The sequence below is a fragment of the Klebsiella sp. CN_Kp100 genome (assembly GCF_040065315.1).
GTDB lineage: Bacteria > Pseudomonadota > Gammaproteobacteria > Enterobacterales > Enterobacteriaceae > Klebsiella > Klebsiella oxytoca.
In genome coordinates this window covers 78,189-96,313 of sequence record NZ_JBEAIJ010000042.1, presented here as the reverse complement: position 1 = coordinate 96,313, position 18,125 = coordinate 78,189, and the positions used below count along the sequence as shown (strand labels likewise).

The 18,125-nt window shown below is 55.4% G+C and carries 12 protein-coding genes; 6 read left to right on the top strand and 6 right to left on the bottom strand.

Annotated features, from left to right (window positions below):
• Positions 1–22 precede the first annotated feature (22 nt).
• From serS to lrp, 5 genes are all read right to left on the bottom strand, one after another.
• Positions 23–1,315, bottom strand: coding sequence for a serine--tRNA ligase (gene serS / locus ABLV12_RS18410; RefSeq protein ID WP_004111863.1), 1,293 nt, complete (start codon positions 1,313–1,315; stop codon positions 23–25).
• A 90-nt stretch (positions 1,316–1,405) separates the two neighbouring features.
• Positions 1,406–2,749: a replication-associated recombination protein RarA gene (gene rarA, locus ABLV12_RS18405; protein ID WP_004100647.1), complete on the bottom strand. Its 1,344-nt coding sequence runs from the start codon at positions 2,747–2,749 to the stop codon at positions 1,406–1,408.
• Positions 2,750–2,757: 8 nt separating this feature from the next.
• On the bottom strand, positions 2,758–3,369 hold the full coding sequence (gene lolA / locus ABLV12_RS18400; protein WP_004100642.1) for an outer membrane lipoprotein chaperone LolA: 612 nt from the start codon (positions 3,367–3,369) through the stop codon (positions 2,758–2,760).
• A 119-nt stretch (positions 3,370–3,488) separates the two neighbouring features.
• Positions 3,489–7,655, bottom strand: a complete 4,167-nt coding sequence (gene ftsK / locus ABLV12_RS18395; protein ID WP_348867218.1) for a DNA translocase FtsK — start codon at positions 7,653–7,655, stop codon at positions 3,489–3,491.
• Between the two features lie 135 nt (positions 7,656–7,790).
• On the bottom strand, positions 7,791–8,285 hold the full coding sequence (gene lrp, locus ABLV12_RS18390; protein ID WP_002439523.1) for a leucine-responsive transcriptional regulator Lrp: 495 nt from the start codon (positions 8,283–8,285) through the stop codon (positions 7,791–7,793).
• Positions 8,286–8,816: 531 nt separating this feature from the next.
• Between lrp and trxB the strand changes: the two genes are divergently transcribed.
• The 6 genes from trxB (at position 8,817) to ABLV12_RS18360 (ending at position 15,596) form a co-directional block, all read left to right on the top strand.
• Positions 8,817–9,785: a thioredoxin-disulfide reductase gene (gene trxB, locus ABLV12_RS18385; RefSeq protein ID WP_004100637.1), complete on the top strand. Its 969-nt coding sequence runs from the start codon at positions 8,817–8,819 to the stop codon at positions 9,783–9,785.
• A 114-nt stretch (positions 9,786–9,899) separates the two neighbouring features.
• Positions 9,900–11,666, top strand: coding sequence for a cysteine/glutathione ABC transporter permease/ATP-binding protein CydD (cydD, locus tag ABLV12_RS18380; protein WP_348867217.1), 1,767 nt, complete (start codon positions 9,900–9,902; stop codon positions 11,664–11,666).
• Complete coding sequence (cydC, locus tag ABLV12_RS18375; RefSeq protein WP_204723600.1) at positions 11,667–13,388, top strand: cysteine/glutathione ABC transporter ATP-binding protein/permease CydC; 1,722 nt, start codon at positions 11,667–11,669, stop codon at positions 13,386–13,388.
• 38 nt (positions 13,389–13,426) lie between these two features.
• Entirely contained in the window at positions 13,427–14,131 is a 705-nt protein-coding gene (gene aat, locus ABLV12_RS18370) for a leucyl/phenylalanyl-tRNA--protein transferase (RefSeq protein ID WP_004111858.1), read from the top strand.
• A 279-nt stretch (positions 14,132–14,410) separates the two neighbouring features.
• Positions 14,411–14,629 carry a translation initiation factor IF-1 gene (gene infA, locus ABLV12_RS18365; protein WP_002211347.1) on the top strand — a complete coding sequence of 73 codons (219 nt, stop codon included), beginning with the start codon at positions 14,411–14,413 and terminating at the stop codon, positions 14,627–14,629.
• 160 nt (positions 14,630–14,789) lie between these two features.
• A complete protein-coding gene (locus ABLV12_RS18360) occupies positions 14,790–15,596 on the top strand; it encodes an ATP-grasp domain-containing protein (RefSeq protein ID WP_077266534.1) in 807 nt (268 codons plus the stop codon).
• 217 nt (positions 15,597–15,813) lie between these two features.
• Here ABLV12_RS18360 and clpA read toward each other — a convergent pair whose 3' ends face one another.
• Positions 15,814–18,096 carry an ATP-dependent Clp protease ATP-binding subunit ClpA gene (gene clpA, locus ABLV12_RS18355; RefSeq protein WP_348867216.1) on the bottom strand — a complete coding sequence of 761 codons (2,283 nt, stop codon included), beginning with the start codon at positions 18,094–18,096 and terminating at the stop codon, positions 15,814–15,816.
• Positions 18,097–18,125 lie beyond the last annotated feature (29 nt).

The following is an 18,125-nucleotide window of genomic DNA, read 5'->3' as shown; positions in this document are numbered from 1 at the left end:
TTTTGAGAAAAGAGTCGAAAAATCAGCCGATAAATTCAAGGCCGCGCATATACGGACGCAGCACTTCCGGAATTTCAATGCGGCCATCCGCCTGCTGATAGTTTTCCATCACCGCGACCAGCGTACGCCCAACCGCCAGGCCAGAACCGTTCAGCGTGTGTACGAGGCGAGTTTTCTTGTCAGACTTGCTGCGGCAGCGCGCCTGCATACGACGCGCCTGGAAATCCCACACGTTGGAGCAGGAAGAGATTTCACGATAGGTATTCTGCGCCGGTACCCACACTTCCAGATCGTAGGTTTTGCACGCGCTGAAGCCCATGTCGCCAGTGCACAGAGCCACTTTACGATACGGCAGACCCAGCAGCTGCAGCACTTTCTCGGCGTGACCGGTCATCTCTTCCAGCGCGGCCATGGAATCTTCCGGACGCACAATCTGCACCATCTCAACTTTGTCGAACTGGTGCATGCGGATCAGACCACGGGTATCACGGCCGTAAGAGCCCGCCTCAGAGCGGAAGCACGGCGTATGGGCGGTCATTTTGATCGGCAGATCGTCTTCATCAATGATTTCATCGCGAACCAGGTTGGTCAGCGGGACTTCCGCCGTTGGGATCAGCGCATAGTTGCTGCTGTCGGCTTCTTCTTCCAGCGGACGGGTATGGAACAGGTCGCCGGCAAATTTTGGTAGCTGACCAGTGCCGTACAGCGTGTCCTGGTTAACCAGATACGGAACATAGTTTTCGCTGTAACCGTGCTGTTCAGTATGCAGATCCAGCATAAACTGGGCCAGCGCGCGGTGCAGGCGTGCCAGCTGGCCCTTCATGACCACAAAGCGAGAACCGGTCAGCTTCACGGCGGCGGCAAAATCCAGCCCTCCGTGCATTTCGCCCAGCGTGACGTGATCGCGAATGTCAAAATCGAACTCGCGCGGGGTTCCCCAGCGGCTGACTTCAACGTTATCGTTTTCATCGCGACCGGCCGGTACGTCATCATGCGGGATGTTTGGAATAGCCAGCGCAATATCGCGGATTTCCGCCAGCAGCGCGTCCAGCTCGGTTTTAGCGGCATCAAGCTGCTCACCGAGCTTGTTCACTTCCAGGCGTAATGGCTCAATATCTTCCCCGCGCGCTTTCGCCTGGCCAATGGATTTCGATCGGGAGTTACGCTCCGCCTGCAGGTTTTCAGTTTGAACCTGCAGAACTTTACGACGCTCTTCCAGAGCGCGAAGTTTATCTACATCCAGCTTAAAGCCCCGGCGTGCCAGTTTTTCTGCGACTGCGTCTGGCTCGGTACGCAGCAGATTGGGATCGAGCATGCTTATCCTGTGCTTATCGAATTAATAAAGAAAAATGGCCGCAGAGCGCGACCACGGAAATAGTGTGACAACCTTACCGCAACGCCTCAATTATCGGTAGCGTTTTATCGGGCTATTTTGATCCTGTTCGGTTAACCAGGCGAGCTTTTCGCCTATTTTGCCCTCCAGCCCCCGGTTTGTCGGCTGATAATAGCGCGTTTGCGCCATTTCCTCCGGGAAGTACTGCTCTCCGGCGGCATAAGCATTAGGTTCATCATGTGCATAGCGGTACGCCTGCCCGTAACCCATCTCTTTCATCAGCTTCGTGGGGGCATTGCGCAAATGTACCGGGACGTCGTAATCGGGACGTTCGCGCGCGTCGGCCATTGCCGCTTTAAAGGCGGTGTAAACAGCGTTGCTTTTGGGCGCACAGGCAAGATAAACAATGGCCTGAGCAATGGCGCGTTCACCTTCCGCCGGTCCGACGCGGGTAAAGCAGTCCCAGGCGGAGATCGCAACCTGCATCGCGCGCGGATCGGCATTGCCTACATCTTCAGAGGCAATCGCCAGGCAGCGGCGGGCAACGTAGAGGGGATCGCCGCCGGCGGTAATAATCCGCGCGTACCAGTAGAGGGCGGCATCCGGCGCGCTTCCGCGGACCGATTTATGCAGCGCGGAGATTAAATCGTAAAAGCGATCGCCTTTGTTGTCGAAACGCGCGCTGCGCTCGCCGGCAATTTCGGTCAGCAGTTCAACCTGCAACACGCGATTGCCAGAGGCGTCGGTTTCAGCCATATCGGCCATCATTTCCAGCGTATTCAGCGCCCGGCGCGCATCACCGTTGACAAGGTCAGCGATGGCCTTGCGCGTCTCGTCCGGTAGTACAATATTTTGCCCACCGTAGCCGCGCGTTTTGTCGCTCATGGCCTGATTAAGAACCTGTTCGATATCGTCGCTGGTCAGCGACTTCAGCAGATAGACGCGCGCGCGGGATAGCAGTGCAGAATTGAGTTCAAAGGAAGGGTTTTCCGTCGTCGCGCCGATAAAGGTGATAGTTCCATCTTCGATATGCGGCAAAAAGGCATCCTGCTGGCTTTTATTAAACCGATGGACCTCATCGACAAACAGGATCGTGCGGCGACCCGCATTGCGGTTTTGACGCGCGCGTTCAATGGCCTCGCGGATCTCTTTCACTCCGGAGGTAACCGCTGAAATACGTTCAACATCGGCGCTGGCGTAGCGCGCAATGACCTCAGCGAGGGTGGTTTTTCCCGTCCCCGGCGGCCCCCAGAGAATCATCGAGTGCAGGTGCCCGGCTTCAATCGCCCTCGGTAAGGGTTTACCCGGCGCCAGCAGGTGCTGCTGGCCAATGTACTGCGCTAAATTTTCTGGCCGCATACGGGCGGCCAGAGGTTGAAACGCGTTATCGGAAAAATCGAGCGACAGGTTGCTCACGTTCGCCTCTATTTACGTTGATCGTCCACCGTAACCCCTTGCGGCGGCGTAAAGGTGAACTTAGATGCATCCACGGCACCATTTTGTTGCGATTTCAGCTGATAGCTGCTGCGTTGATCGTCCTGTTCCACGGCGCTGAATTGGTGAATCGTACCGTCACGACCCACATTGATGGTGAACTGCTTAAGATTACCGCTGCCGTTTTTCGGAGTCAGAACAAAATCGTCACCGTTCTGCTTAATGTTATAGTTTTGCCAGTCGCTGGCCTGATTACGGGCAATCAGCATAAACGGCGTATTGCTGGTCGCGTCTTTTAACCAGGTGGCGGTGGCCTGCTCAACAAACGGATTGTAGAACCATAGCGTTTTGCCATCAGAAACCAGCACGCTTTCATCTGGTTGAGTCATGTGCCAGTTGAACAGATTTGGCCGCTTGACCCAGAGATCACCCTGCCCGTCCTGAACGGCATTACCGCTGCCGTCGGTGACCTTCTGCGTAAAACTGGAGTGGAAGCTGCTCACTTTATCAAGGCGGCTTTTTAAATCGCTGGCGGCATCCGCCCATACCTGGCTGACAACCAGACCGGACAGTAATGCACAGGTGATTGCGAGTTTTTTCATTATCATTCCTTTATGTGCGTCACTCCCGACGCGGGAGCCTCTTCTGCCAAATTTAGACCCGCTAACGGCGGCTAAACAGCAGAAAAGACTGATTTTCACTTATTTACCCAACTTTGCGGTTACTCGAAGGGCGGCGGAGCCAGCACTTCACGGTTACCGTTATGACCCTGCTCGCTCACAATACCCTGGGCTTCCATTTGCTCAATAATACGCGCGGCGCGGTTATAGCCAATGCGGAACTGACGCTGTACCCCAGAAATGGAGGCTTTGCGTTTTTCCGTCACAAAATTCACGGCCTGATCGAATAGCGGATCGAGCTCTTCCCCGCCATCGTAGCCACCGCCGCCGCCTTCGCTTTCGCTGTCGGAGGTGATGCCATCGACATACTGCGGACGACCGCGCGCTTTCCAGTCCTGAACGACTGCGTGAACTTCCTCGTCGCGCACAAAAGCGCCGTGCACGCGCACCGGAATCGTCGAGTTAGGCGCGGAGTAGAGCATATCGCCCATCCCCAGCAGAGATTCCGCACCGCCCTGATCGAGGATGGTACGCGAGTCAATTTTACTCGAGACGGTAAAGGCGATACGCGTCGGGATGTTGGCTTTGATGAGGCCGGTAATCACGTCAACCGAAGGGCGCTGAGTTGCCAGCACCAGGTGGATACCCGCGGCGCGCGCTTTCTGCGCCAGACGGGCGATCAGCTCTTCCACTTTCTTACCAACGGTCATCATCAGGTCGGCAAATTCATCGACCAGCACCACGATATAAGGCTCTTTTTTCAGTACCGGATGGGTTGCATCCATACTGTCGCCAGGCTTCCAGTACGGATCCGGAATTGGCCGTCCCATACGCGCGGCTTCGGCAATTTTCTCGTTGTAACCCGCCAGATTACGCACGCCCAGCGCAGACATCAGCTTATACCGACGCTCCATCTCGTTAACGCTCCAGCGCAAAGCGTTGGCGGCGTCTTTCATATCCGTCACCACCTCGGTCAACAGATGCGGTATGCCTTCATAAACCGACAGCTCGAGCATTTTCGGGTCAATCATGATGAATTTCACATCTTCCGGCTGCGCTTTGTAAAGCATGCTCAGGATCATGGCGTTGACCCCAACAGACTTACCGGAACCGGTAGTACCAGCCACCAGCAGGTGCGGCATCTTCGCCAGGTCGGCGGTTACGGGTTCGCCCGCGATGTCTTTGCCGAGGACCACGGTGAGAGGTGAAGGATTGTCGCGGAATTTCGCGTTATCGAGCACTTCGCGCAGGTAAACGGTTTGCCGTTTTTTATTAGGCAGCTCCAGGCCAACGTAAGGCTTACCCGGAATAACTTCAACTACGCGCACCGCCGCTGTGGACAGGGAACGGGCCAAATCTCGCGACAGGTTGGAAATACGCGCTGCTTTCACACCCGGCGCCAGGTTAAGCTCAAAGCGAGTGATTACCGGGCCCGGTGAGTAGTTCACCACGTCGGCTTTAATGCGGAAATCGGCCAGACGAGCTTCAACCAGACGCGCCATCTGCTCAAGCGCAAAGGTATCAATCGGCTCAACTTCAGCCGGGGGCGGCGTAAGTAGGTCAAGAGACGGCAGCAGCGTCGTCGGCTTCTGCAACGGGCGACTGTCGCCATTGCGCATCAACAACGGATGAATGAGACTCTCCTGCGGCTGTGGAGCCGGCTGCTGCGGGGCGTGCCCCTGAGAAGCATGCTGCTGCGGATAGCTGCCAGCAGCCTGCTGCGGCATTTGCGGATGTTGAGCCGGCTGATGCTGCGCAGATTGATAAGCCTGGTGCTGCACATTTTGCGGTTGCTGAGGGGCGTGCTGATGCGGCATCGGCTGCGGCACGGGCTGCGAATGCTGGACCGGCTGCTGATACTGCGGAGCAGGCTGCTGCACTTCCGGCAATGGCGTGAAGACAGGCTCGCTCGGCGCATCGTCAACTAACGTTTTCATTGGCGAGAATTCATAGTCAGCCGCAGAGAACGGATGAGATCCCGGCGGCTGCTCGCTTGCGTAGCGCTGCTGTTGAGACGCGGCAAACTGACGAGCCAGCTCGGCTTCAGCAGCGGAATCGTCATCTGCAGTTTCATCTTCGGCAGCGTAGCTATCACCATAGCGCTGATTTTGCGCGGCGGCGAACTGACGCGCCAGCTCTCCCTGCTCGAGCTCTGCAACTTCCTCGTCAGACAGCGAATCATCATAGTGCTGATGCTCAGCCTGACGCGCGCGCTCTTCGGCTAACCGCTGCGAAGGCAGCTTGATCCCGTAGGAGGCAAGTTCCCGGCGGGTGGGAACCCGTACGCGATTTGGACGAGGCAATTTCGGGCCAATGCCTTCTTTTACCTGCGCGCGAGGACCGCCCGAAGCCGGACTAAATAGCGGCGCAGCGCCGGATGCGGCAGAAGCGGTTGAGGCCGCGGCGGCGCTAGCTGCAGCCGCACCCGTTGCCTGATGGACCCCGGCCGCCAGTGCGCTCACGGCGGCAGCATCTCCCGCCGGTGAAGACGGAGGCGTGATGGGTTTTGTCGCCACCGGACTGACGGGTTCAGGAATCGGCTGATACCAGGCGGCAAGCTGCTCGCGTTCACGCGCGCGTTTCTCTTCTACTTCTTCAAAGTAATACATCGGCGGACGCTGAGGCTTCACCTCCTCTTGCGGAGGCTCAGGCTCAACGGGGGCAGCATAGGGATCGGGCTGCTGCACTGGAGCCTGCTCCGGCTGGTACGCATGCTGCGGCTGCCATGCCGGTTCCGGATGATAAGCTGGCTGCTGCACCGGAGCCTGCTCCGGCTGGTACGCGTGCTGCGGCTGCCATGCCGGTTCCGGCTGATAAGCTGACTGCTGCACCGGAGCCTGTTCCGGCTGGTACGCATGCTGCGGCTGCGAGAACGGTTCCTGCTGATAAGCTGGCTGCTGCACCGGAGCCTGCTCCGGCTGATACACGTGCTGTGGCTGCAAGAACGGTTCCGGCTGATAAGCTGGCTGCTGCACCGGAGCCTGCTCCGGCTGATACGCGTGCTGCGGCTGCGCGATCGGTTCCGGCTGATAAGCTGGCTGCTGCACCGGAGACGGCTGCGGCTGGTACGCGTGCTGCGGCTGCGCGATCGGTTCCGGCTGATAAGCTGGTTGCTGCACCGGAGACGGCTGCGGCTGGTACGCGTGCTGCGGCGGTGTCACTGGTTCGGGCTGATAGACTGGCTGAGCGTCGTACCCTGGCAGCGGTTCAGACCATGCCTGCGGAGCAGCGGTATCCTGCGCGGCCACTGCTACCGGATCGGCAATGCTATGGCCGTTCAACAACGGATCGTATGGGTCAAAATCGCCAGGGCGTGCCGCGCTGACTCCGGAGAACAGAACGTCATCGGCATTGGCCGGACGCGCTGCGCTGGAACCAGAAAAGAGCACATCATCAGCGGCAACAGGCGCACCGCTGGCGCTATACTGAATCTCATCTTCCGCATCATCCATCCGCTTACCGGAGAACAGAGCGGCATCAGTTTTACGCCCCATCGGGTTAGCGAATTTTTCGGCCAGGCGCTGGCGACGGGCTAAGGCGCTGCGTAGAATCCGCGCGCGTCGAGAACCCTGCGGCCTGGCGGGTTCATCATCGTCATATTCTTCTTCATCATCTTCATATTCCCCTTCATCAACCCAGGTGTCGTCACGACGGGTACGGTTGCTGGCAAACGTGAGAACAGAGAGAATCACACCGCCGATTTTTTCGGCGATGCTGACCCAGGACCAGCCGGTAAACAACGTCAATCCGGCCGCCCAGATGCAGAGCAGCGCGATTGTGCCGCCGCTGCTGTGCAGCAGAGGTTGCAGGGTGGTGCTCAGCAGACTGCCGATCACCCCGCCGGAGGCAAAGTACCAGATATCATCAGCGTTGATAGCCGCCAGCCCGCAGGACGTGAGAATCAGCGCCAGCGCACCGATCAAACGCAGCGAGACGGCGAAATAATCGATGTACTCGTCGTTTTCCTGATGACGCCAGGCAAACCAGCAGCCGCCGATAATAATGACCGGAATGGTGTAAGCCATTACGCCAAAAATGAAAAATAGCGTATCGGCCAGCCATGCTCCGGGCGTACCGCCTATGTTATGAATAGGCTCGTGCCACGCCGTTTGCGACCAGCTAGGATCCGAGGGATTAAAGCTGAGTAAGGCCGCCATCAACCAGATGGCAAAAAGGGAGCAAAGAATGAGTAATGCCTCAAGGAGACGGCGCCCGCTACTCAGCTTTGTGAACTTGACTTCTTTGTCTTCGGTGTATTCCTGGCTCAAGAAAGGCTCTCCAGGTATCAGGCTGTTTCCTGCCTTCAGCTAAAACGGACAACAGTGCCGGGTCTCCCCGGCACTGTTGCTGTATGGATTAACAGGAGTGTAATCAAACTACGTCGATTTTGCACCTGTTCCGTGTTAGCGCGTCTTAATTACCAGACGATTACTTTGCTTGACTTCTTCCATTACCACATAGGTACGGGTGTCGTTTACGCCCGGCAGGCGCAGCAAGGTCTCGCCCAGTAGTTTACGATACGCAGACATATCCGGCACGCGGGTTTTCAACAGGTAATCGAAATCCCCGGAAACCAGATGACACTCTTGAATTTCTTCAAGTTTTTGCACAGCGGAGTTAAATTGCTCAAACACATCCGGCGCGCCACGATTCAGAGTAATCTCAACAAATACCAGAAGTGATGCATCCAGATAATGCGGGTTGAGCAGCGCTGTATAGCCCTGAATAAAACCCTGTCTTTCCAGTCGACGCACGCGCTCAAGGCAAGGCGTCGGAGAAAGTCCCACCCGTTTAGAAAGCTCGACGTTGGAAATACGCCCGTCTTTTTGCAATTCATTCAAAATATTACGATCAATGCGGTCGAGATCTTTGCCAGGGCGCTTCTTGCTATCTACCATTATTATTGTCTCTCTGTATTCCTTCCCTACTCCTGTTCCGACTCTGAGCCTTCACTGCCAGAGTCCATCCTGTCATTACCCTTACGACGATGGGTAACCCAGGGGTACGTGAGAAGCCCGTTGCCTGACGGCAGTCACCGACATCACGCATGGCGTCTGTCCACACCATGCGTAGATTTCGCTAACCCGGATAAAAATGGCATTTGCGTGCATTAAAATTCGCCACACGCTAAACACTGCTTTTCTTCTTCCATGAATGTTTTCGCAAAAGCACAGGGGATTGTCAAAGCAAAACATCGATTTTTAGTACAAGATGCCAGATATTCATTATCCTCCCCCGTTGATTCTCATGTTTTCCTCTTATAATTGTCCCCCTGACAGTAGAATTAGTTATATTCTTCGTTCGTTAAATCGCCAATTAATCGGCAGCTTCTATTACACATATCGTTAACAAAACTGCCACGCTCTTTTTTTACGTCCACAAATTCCCTACAATCCAGCGCATGTATGCTAATAAATTACGAGGATCTCATGGGCACGGCCAAACACAGTAAACTGCTTATTCTTGGTTCTGGACCTGCGGGATATACCGCTGCGGTCTACGCAGCGCGCGCAAATCTGCAGCCGGTACTGATTACCGGAATGGAAAAAGGCGGTCAGCTGACCACCACCACTGAAGTGGAAAACTGGCCAGGCGATCCTAACGATCTGACCGGACCGCTGCTGATGGAGCGCATGCACGAACATGCCACCAAGTTTGAGACCGAAATTATTTTCGATCATATCAACAGCGTCGATCTACAAAACCGTCCGTTCCGCCTGACTGGCGACAGCGGTGAATACACCTGTGACGCCCTGATTATCGCCACCGGCGCATCAGCGCGTTATCTGGGGCTTCCATCAGAAGAGGCATTTAAAGGCCGCGGCGTTTCTGCCTGCGCCACCTGCGACGGTTTCTTCTATCGTAACCAGAAAGTCGCCGTCATCGGCGGCGGCAATACGGCTGTTGAAGAGGCGCTGTATCTGTCCAATATCGCTTCCGAAGTCCATCTGATCCACCGTCGTGACGGCTTCCGCGCGGAAAAAATCCTCATCAAACGCCTGATGGATAAAGTGGAAAGTGGCAACATCGTGCTGCATACCAACCGCACCCTCGAAGAAGTAACCGGCGATCAGATGGGCGTGAGCGGCCTGCGCTTGCGCGATACGCAGAATGCTGACAATGTTGAATCCCTGGACGTTGCCGGGCTGTTCGTTGCTATCGGGCATAGCCCGAACACGGCGATTTTTGCCGGTCAACTTGAGCTGGAAAACGGCTACATTAAAGTTCAGTCCGGCATCCACGGCAACGCCACCCAGACCAGCATTCCTGGTGTCTTCGCTGCGGGTGACGTGATGGACCATATCTATCGTCAGGCGATTACCTCTGCCGGAACAGGCTGTATGGCTGCGCTGGATGCAGAGCGTTATCTGGATGGTTTAGCCGACGCTTGCAAATAATCTTTACAAGTCAGTAACAAAGGTAAAGAAGGCGACGAAAAGTCGCCTTTATTTTTGCCCCGTTGTAACATTGCCGTGCCCAAAAAACTCATAACTACACCTGCTAAGCGCGCAATGAATAAAACCCGTCAACAAGAGTTAACCCGTTGGTTAAAAGATCAAAGCATTATCTCCCGTCGCTGGTTGATGATTTCCCGTCTCCTGGGCGTCGTTAGCGGCCTGCTCATCGTTGCTCAGGCCTGGTTCCTGGCGCGGATCCTTCATCGCATGATTATGGAAAATATTCCCGCCACGGCGCTGCTGCTGCCTTTTGTGTTACTGGTGCTGGTCTTTGTGCTGCGCGCCTGGGTTGTCTGGCTGCGTGAAAGAGTGGGTTTTCAGGCGGGCCTGCATATCCGCGTTGAGATTCGCCGCCAGGTTCTGGATCGTTTACAGCAGGCGGGGCCGGCATGGATACAGGGGAAACCCGCGGGTAGCTGGGCCACGCTGATCCTTGAGCAGATCGACGATATGCATGACTACTATGCTCGCTATTTACCGCAGATGACGCTGGCGGCCAGCATTCCCTTACTGATCGTCATCACTATTTTTCCCATCAACTGGGCCGCAGCGCTGATTCTGTTGGGCACAGCGCCGCTTATTCCTCTGTTTATGGCGCTGGTTGGCATGGGAGCGGCCGATGCCAACCGACGTAACTTTCTCGCTCTGGCTCGGTTAAGCGGCCATTTTCTCGACCGCCTGCGCGGTATGGAGACGCTGAGAATTTTTCATCGCGGTCAAGCAGAGACGGATAACATACGCGAGGCTTCTCAGGATTTCCGTCAGCGAACAATGGAAGTGCTGCGTCTGGCGTTTCTCTCCTCCGGCGTGCTGGAATTTTTCACCTCGCTCTCGGTTGCGCTGGTAGCCGTTTACTTTGGCTTTTCCTATCTGGGAGAGCTCAACTTTGGCCACTACGGCGCCGGAGTGACGTTGATGGCCGGTTTCCTCGCACTGATTCTGGCCCCCGAGTTTTTCCAGCCGCTGCGCGATTTAGGCACCTTTTATCATGCGAAAGCGCAGGCTATTGGCGCCGCAGATAGCCTGAAGACCTTTATGGAAACGCCGCTGGCGCAGCCAGAACGTGGGGAAAAAGTATTAAGCGATAATGAAATGATTAGCATCGAAGCCCGCGACCTGCTGATCAAATCCCCTGAGGGTAAAGTACTGGCCGGGCCGCTGAATTTTTCCCTACGCGCTGGCGAGCGCGTGGTGCTGGTTGGGCAAAGCGGCTCCGGCAAAAGCTCGCTATTGAATACGCTAACGGGTTTTCTTCCCTACGAGGGCTCGCTCAAGGTCAATGGCGTTGAGTTAAAGAGTCTGGATGCCGACCGCTGGCGCCGTCTCCTGAGCTGGGTAGGGCAAAATCCGCAGCTGCCGGCGGCAACGCTGCGTGACAACGTCCTGCTGTCCTGCCCTGATGCCACCGAAGCACAGCTACAGCTTGCGCTGGATAAAGCGTGGGTCAGCGAGTTCCTCTCCCTTCTGCCGCAGGGTATTAACACGCCTGTCGGCGATCAGGCCGGTCGCCTGTCGGTCGGGCAGGCTCAGCGTGTCGCCGTCGCGCGGGCGCTGCTGGTACCCTGCCGCCTGCTGCTGCTGGACGAACCCGCAGCCAGCCTGGATGCCCATAGTGAGCAGCGCGTGATGCAGGCGCTGACCAATGCATCAACGCAGCAAACCACGCTAATGGTTACCCACCAGCTGGAAGGCCTTGCGAACTGGGATGCAATCTGGGTGATGCAGGATGGTCAAATTGTTGAACAAGGCAGTTATTCGCAACTGGCAACCGCAGGCGGCCCTTTTGCAACCCTGCTTGCTCATCGTCAGGAGGAGATTTAAATGCGCGCATTATGGCCTTACCTGGCGCTGTACAAACGACACAAATGGCTGCTGCTGCTCGGTATCGTGCTGGCGATCGTTACGCTGCTGGCCAGCATTGGCTTATTAACGTTATCCGGCTGGTTCCTGTCGGCATCGGCCGTTGTTGGCGTAGCGGGCATCTACAGCTTTAACTATATGCTGCCAGCCGCGGGCGTACGCGGCGCGGCGATCATTCGCACCGCTGGCCGTTATTTTGAGCGTCTGGTCAGCCATGACGCAACCTTTCGCGTCCTGCAGCATCTGCGGGTATTTACCTTCAGCAAGCTGCTACCGCTCTCCCCCGCCGGGCTGGCGCGTTTTCGTCAGGGCGAACTGCTTAACCGGGTGGTTGCAGATGTCGATACCCTGGATCATCTCTATCTGCGCGTCATATCGCCGCTGGTAGGCGCGCTGGTGGTAATTCTCGTCGTCACCGTGGGGCTGAGCATACTGGACGTTACTCTGGCTCTGACCCTGGGCGGTATTATGCTACTTACCCTGCTGGTGATGCCGCCGCTGTTCTATCGCGCCGGTAAACCCGCCGGTGAAAGCATGACTCATTTCCGCGGGCAGTATCGCCAGCAGTTGACCTCATGGCTGCAGGGGCAGGCGGAGCTGATGCTGTTCAACGCCAGCGATCGTTACCGGCAGCAAATGGAAAAAACCGAAGCGCATTGGCTGGATGCGCAGCGTCGGCAGGCGGAACTGACGGCCCTCTCCCAGGCGCTGATGCTGCTGATTGGCGGAGTGGCGGTTATTACTATGCTGTGGCTCGCCTCCGCAGGCGTTGGCGGCGATACTCAACCGGGCGCGCTGATCGCGTTGTTTGTCTTCTGCGCGCTGGCGGCGTTTGAAGCGCTGGCGCCGGTAACCGGCGCATTTCAGCATCTGGGGCAGGTGATCGCTTCCGCAAAGCGCATCACGCAAATTACCGAACAAGAGCCGGAAGTCGCCTTCACTCAGGGCGAAAGCCAAAAGCTGGATCGCGTTTCGTTAAGCTTAAATCAGGTTACCTTCAGCTATCCGCAGCAGCCCTCCCCTGCGCTGGAGAAAATTTCATTGCAGATCGAGGCCGGAGAGCATATCGCCATCCTGGGACGAACAGGCTGCGGTAAATCGACGCTGTTACAGCTGCTGACCCGTGCCTGGGATCCGGCGGAGGGAGAGATATTACTCAATGATCAGCCGCTGACGCAGCTTAACGAAGCGACGTTGCGCCAGGCGATGAGCGTCGTGCCGCAGCGCGTACATCTGTTCAGCGCGACCCTGCGCGACAACCTGCTGCTGGCTTCTCCGGGGGCCAGCGATGCCCGGCTTGCAGAAACGCTTGAACGCGTCGGTTTAGCCAGGTTGCTGGAAGATAGCGGCCTGAATAGCTGGCTGGGAGAAGGTGGTCGTCAGCTTTCCGGCGGCGAGTTGCGCAGGCTGGCTATCGCTCGCGCCCTGCTTCACGATGCGCCGCTGATGCTGCTGGACGAACCTACTGAAGGCCTTGATGCGACGACCGAAAGCCAAATACTTGATTTACTTGCTGAAGTTATGCGTGAAAAAACCGTGCTGATGGTAACTCATCGTCTGCGCGGGCTGGCGCGGTTTAATCAGATAATAGTCATGGACAACGGAAAGATTATTGAGCAAGGTAGTCACGCAGAATTGCTGGCTGAACAGGGGCGTTACTACCAGTTTAAGCAGCGTCTGTAGGCTACTATTGAATCATTGCCTGATGCGTTGAGGTAAAAATGCGGCTGGTTCAGCTCTCTCATCATTCCATCGCCTTCCCCTCCCCGGAAGGCGCTTTGCGCGAACCTAATGGTCTGTTAGCGCTGGGCGGCGATCTTAGCCCGGCGCGGTTACTGATGGCCTATCAGCGCGGTATTTTTCCATGGTTTTCGCCCGGTGACCCAATTCTCTGGTGGTCCCCCGACCCGCGAGCGGTACTGTGGCCGGAGAAATTCCATCTCAGCCGCAGTATGAAGCGTTTTCATCAGCGCTCCCCGTATCGCGTAACGTTGAATCACGCCTTCGGTCAGGTTATTGAAGGCTGCGCCGATCATCGTGATGAAGGAACATGGATAACGCAGGGTATTGTTCAGGCATATCATCAGCTACATGAGCTGGGGCACGCTCATTCTGTTGAAGTGTGGCAGGGAGAGGAATTAGTGGGTGGCATGTACGGTGTTGCACAGGGGGCGCTGTTTTGCGGAGAATCAATGTTCAGCCGAGCCGAAAATGCCTCCAAAACCGCACTGCTGGTCTTTAGCCAGGCGTTTATGCACGATGGTGGAAAATTAATCGATTGCCAGGTGCTAAACAAGCATACGGCTTCGTTGGGCGCAGTGGAAATTCCTCGCCGCGATTATCTCGACTATCTCTCCGTACTGCGGACGTATCGTCTGCCGGAGCGGTTCTGGGTGCCAAGGGTGCTATTTGCAGGAGAAGCATAAATGTTTTCAGCACATTTTTTGTCGGGATGTTATAATTGCGCGGTAGAGTAGCTTCTGCCCGTTGCCCCGCCGCCGTTTGGGAATAATAAGAGTCAGATAACGCCCATCGTTCTGTCACTCCCCCTTTACGTTTGCGCCTGTCGCCCGGTTTATCCGCGTGAATTACGGGCAATGCGCCAAAACTACTTCGGCGATTTGACGTAAAACTTTACATACTTGCTGAACTTCGGCATTATCTTGCCGGTTCAAAACTACGGTAGTGATACCCCAGAGGACTAGATGGCCAAAGAAGACAATATTGAAATGCAGGGCACCGTACTTGATACGCTGCCTAACACTATGTTCCGCGTAGAACTGGAAAACGGTCACGTGGTAACTGCGCATATTTCCGGTAAAATGCGTAAAAACTACATCCGCATTCTGACGGGCGACAAAGTGACTGTTGAGCTGACCCCGTACGACCTGAGCAAAGGCCGCATTGTCTTCCGTAGTCGCTGATCGTTTTCACGCTTAACGCGCCAGATGCTGAAGGCCGGGATAATTCCCGGTCTTTTCATTTCTTTTTATTCTCACGCCGTTTCCCTCTTCGGCTTTGACGGCCCTGTCTCTGCGCCCGTAAAATAATAGCTGGATTGTCCTGGCGAGAAAGGATACCCCAATGAGCGCCCTGCAAATTATCTATCCCAACGATATGCTTCATCCGTCACAACCTGACGAGATGTTTTTAGCTGAGTACACTTATGCCTGCCAAAGCAGTATTACCTGCCTGTTACTCTCATCAGAGGCTGCGGCGCTGGGCGACTACCGCTTTTCATCCAGTTTTTCAGCCAATATGCCGGTACTGTGGCGCGGATGGATGCTGCACCCGGATGAGTACGAAAGTTTATCCCGAGCGGTGGAAAAGCGAGGCGCTCGCTTATTAACGTCATGCCAGCAATATCTTCAATGCCACCATTTGCCGGGCTGGTATGAAAGTTGTCGGGATCTCACGCCAGAAACCATCGTGACTAGCGAAGATGCTGACTTTGCTGCCCTCACTAAGGAATATGGTTGGCCTGCTTATTTTGTGAAGGACTATGTAAAGTCGCTCACAACCTCCCGCGGCTCAATCGCTCGCAATGCGCAAGAAATTGATGAAATCATCACATTGCTTAAACAGTTTCGCGGTGAAATTGAAGGAGGAGTTTGCCTGAGACGCGTGGAGAAATTTGATACATCCAGCGAAAGGCGATTCTTTGTTCTCGATGGCAAAGTTCATGCCGCAAACGGCGATATTCCTGCCAGGGTTAGCGAAATCGCCGTACGTATAAACAGCCCTTTTTACTCTATAGATGTTATCAATGATGAAGCTGGTGCTTTGAGGCTCGTCGAGATCGGTGACGGCCAGGTATCGGATATCAAAGAGTGGTCCGTTGAGCGTTTTGTGAAAATGCAGAGTGACTATGCGGTAAGTCAGGAAATTTAAGGATGGAATGCTGCCTTTATGGCAGTGAACTGGGCAAACCGCACCCCATCATATTGTTATTATTGAAATTAAACAATAAACCTCCTCTGCCATATTATTTTTAACCGGTTTTTTATTTCTTTAAAATCAATATGTTAAAAAAGCGAATAAGAGGATTCAGAAGAAAGGCATAAAAAAACCGGCCCTGAGGCCGGTTTTGACGTTTCACGCAAGCGACTTAATGTGCCGCTTCCGGTTTGTGCTTTTGCGCACTCTGGAAGGCATAGGTCAGCGCGTTTTTCTCTTTGTCCAGCTCAACGATCACCTGACCGCCGTCAACCAGTGAGCCAAACAGCAGCTCGTTAGCCAGCGGTTTTTTCAGGTTGTCCTGAATCACCCTCGCCATCGGACGCGCGCCCATGGCCCGGTCGTAGCCTTTCTCGGCCAGCCAATCGCGGGCTTCCTGGCTTACTTCCAAAGAGACGCCTTTCTGATCCAGCTGGACCTGCAGCTCAACGATAAACTTATCCACCACCTGGTGGATAACCGTCGTGGACAGGTGATCGAACCAGATAATGTTGTCGAGGCGGTTACGGAACTCCGGCGTAAAGATCTTTTTGATCTCATCCATCGCATCCGGACTGTTGTCCTGATGGATAAGGCCAATCGATTTACGCTCGGTTTCACGCACGCCGGCGTTGGTGGTCATCACCAGCACCACGTTGCGGAAATCCGCTTTGCGGCCGTTGTTATCGGTCAGCGTACCGTTATCCATTACCTGCAACAGCAGGTTAAAGACGTCCGGATGCGCTTTTTCAATTTCATCGAGCAGCAGTACCGCGTGCGGATGCTTAATCACCGCATCGGTCAGCAGCCCGCCCTGATCGAAACCGACGTATCCCGGAGGCGCACCAATTAAGCGGCTGACGGTATGACGTTCCATATATTCGGACATATCAAAACGCAGCAGCTCAATACCCAGCGACTTCGCCAGCTGTACAGTAACCTCGGTTTTACCCACCCCGGTAGGCCCGGCAAACAGGAAAGAGCCGACAGGTTTGTGCTCATGGCCAAGCCCGGCGCGCGCCATCTTGATCGCTTCGGTTAAGGCCTCAATCGCTTTATCCTGGCCAAAGACCAGCATTTTCAGGCGATCGCCAAGGTTTTTCAGCGTATCGCGGTCGCTGCGGGAAACGCTCTTCTCAGGAATACGCGCAATTCGCGCCACCACGGACTCAATATCCGCCACGTTGACCGTTTTCTTACGTTTGCTCAGCGGCATCAAGCGCGCGCGCGCGCCGGCTTCGTCAATCACGTCAATCGCCTTATCCGGCAGATGACGATCGTTAATGTATTTCACCGCCAGTTCCACCGCCGCACGTACCGCTTTCGCGGTGTAACGCACGTCGTGGTGCGCTTCATACTTCGGCTTCAGACCGTTAATAATCTGCACCGTCTCTTCCACGGAAGGTTCGGTGATATCAATTTTCTGGAAACGACGCGCCAGCGCACGATCTTTCTCAAAGATGTTGCTGAACTCCTGGTAGGTCGTCGAACCGATAACCCGGATTTTACCGCTGGAAAGCAGCGGCTTAATCAGGTTAGCGGCATCGACCTGCCCGCCGGAAGCCGCGCCCGCACCAATGATGGTGTGGATTTCATCAATGAACAGAATACTGTTGGTATCCTGCTCCAGCTGCTTAAGCAGCGCTTTAAAGCGTTTTTCAAAATCGCCGCGGTATTTAGTGCCTGCCAGCAGCGAGCCAATATCCAGTGAATAGATAGTGCAGTCGGCCATCACTTCCGGTACGTCGCCCTGCACGATACGCCAGGCGAGACCTTCGGCAATTGCGGTCTTACCGACGCCGGATTCCCCCACCAGCAGCGGGTTGTTCTTGCGACGGCGGCACAGAACCTGAATAGCACGTTCCAGCTCTTTCTCGCGGCCGATCAGCGGATCGATACCTCCTACGCGGGCAAGCTGGTTGAGGTTGGTGGTGAAGTTTTCCATACGATCCTCCCCGCCTGCTTGCTCTTCACTGCTGCCAGGCTGGCTTCCGCTGTTATCGGAAGACTGGCTCGGCTCGTCTTTGCGCGTACCGTGAGAGATGAAGTTCACCACATCAAGTCGGCTGACTTCATGTTTACGCAGCAGGTATGCCGCCTGAGACTCCTGTTCGCTGAAAATCGCGACCAGAACGTTGGCGCCGGTCACTTCGCTTCGACCGGATGACTGGACGTGGAAAACAGCACGTTGCAGCACGCGCTGGAAGCTCAGCGTCGGCTGAGTGTCGCGCTCTTCTTCCGTTGCAGGCAGTACGGGTGTGGTCTGTTCGATGAAGGCTTCAAGTTCCTGACGCAGCGCGACCAGGTCCACTGAACACGCTTCAAGCGCTTCGCGGGCCGAAGGGTTGCTAAGCAGCGCCAGCAACAAGTGCTCGACGGTCATGAACTCATGACGGTGCTCGCGCGCTCTGGCGAAAGCCATGTTTAAACTGAGTTCCAGTTCTTGATTGAGCATAGGCACCTCCCCCAAGTTTATTGCCTGCA

What these genes read in the sequence shown, in the direction of transcription:
- lolA (WP_004100642.1), bottom strand. Translation starts at nt 3,369, where the DNA reads ATGAAAAAACTCGCAATCACCTGTGCATTACTGTCCGGTCTGGTTGTC.
- ABLV12_RS18360 (WP_077266534.1), top strand. Translation starts at nt 14,790, where the DNA reads ATGAGCGCCCTGCAAATTATCTATCCCAACGATATGCTTCATCCGTCA.
- cydC (WP_204723600.1), top strand. Translation starts at nt 11,667, where the DNA reads ATGCGCGCATTATGGCCTTACCTGGCGCTGTACAAACGACACAAATGG.
- trxB (WP_004100637.1), top strand. Translation starts at nt 8,817, where the DNA reads ATGGGCACGGCCAAACACAGTAAACTGCTTATTCTTGGTTCTGGACCT.
- cydD (WP_348867217.1), top strand. Translation starts at nt 9,900, where the DNA reads ATGAATAAAACCCGTCAACAAGAGTTAACCCGTTGGTTAAAAGATCAA.
- infA (WP_002211347.1), top strand. Translation starts at nt 14,411, where the DNA reads ATGGCCAAAGAAGACAATATTGAAATGCAGGGCACCGTACTTGATACG.
- lrp (WP_002439523.1), bottom strand. Translation starts at nt 8,285, where the DNA reads ATGGTAGATAGCAAGAAGCGCCCTGGCAAAGATCTCGACCGCATTGAT.
- aat (WP_004111858.1), top strand. Translation starts at nt 13,427, where the DNA reads ATGCGGCTGGTTCAGCTCTCTCATCATTCCATCGCCTTCCCCTCCCCG.
- clpA (WP_348867216.1), bottom strand. Translation starts at nt 18,096, where the DNA reads ATGCTCAATCAAGAACTGGAACTCAGTTTAAACATGGCTTTCGCCAGA.
- serS (WP_004111863.1), bottom strand. Translation starts at nt 1,315, where the DNA reads ATGCTCGATCCCAATCTGCTGCGTACCGAGCCAGACGCAGTCGCAGAA.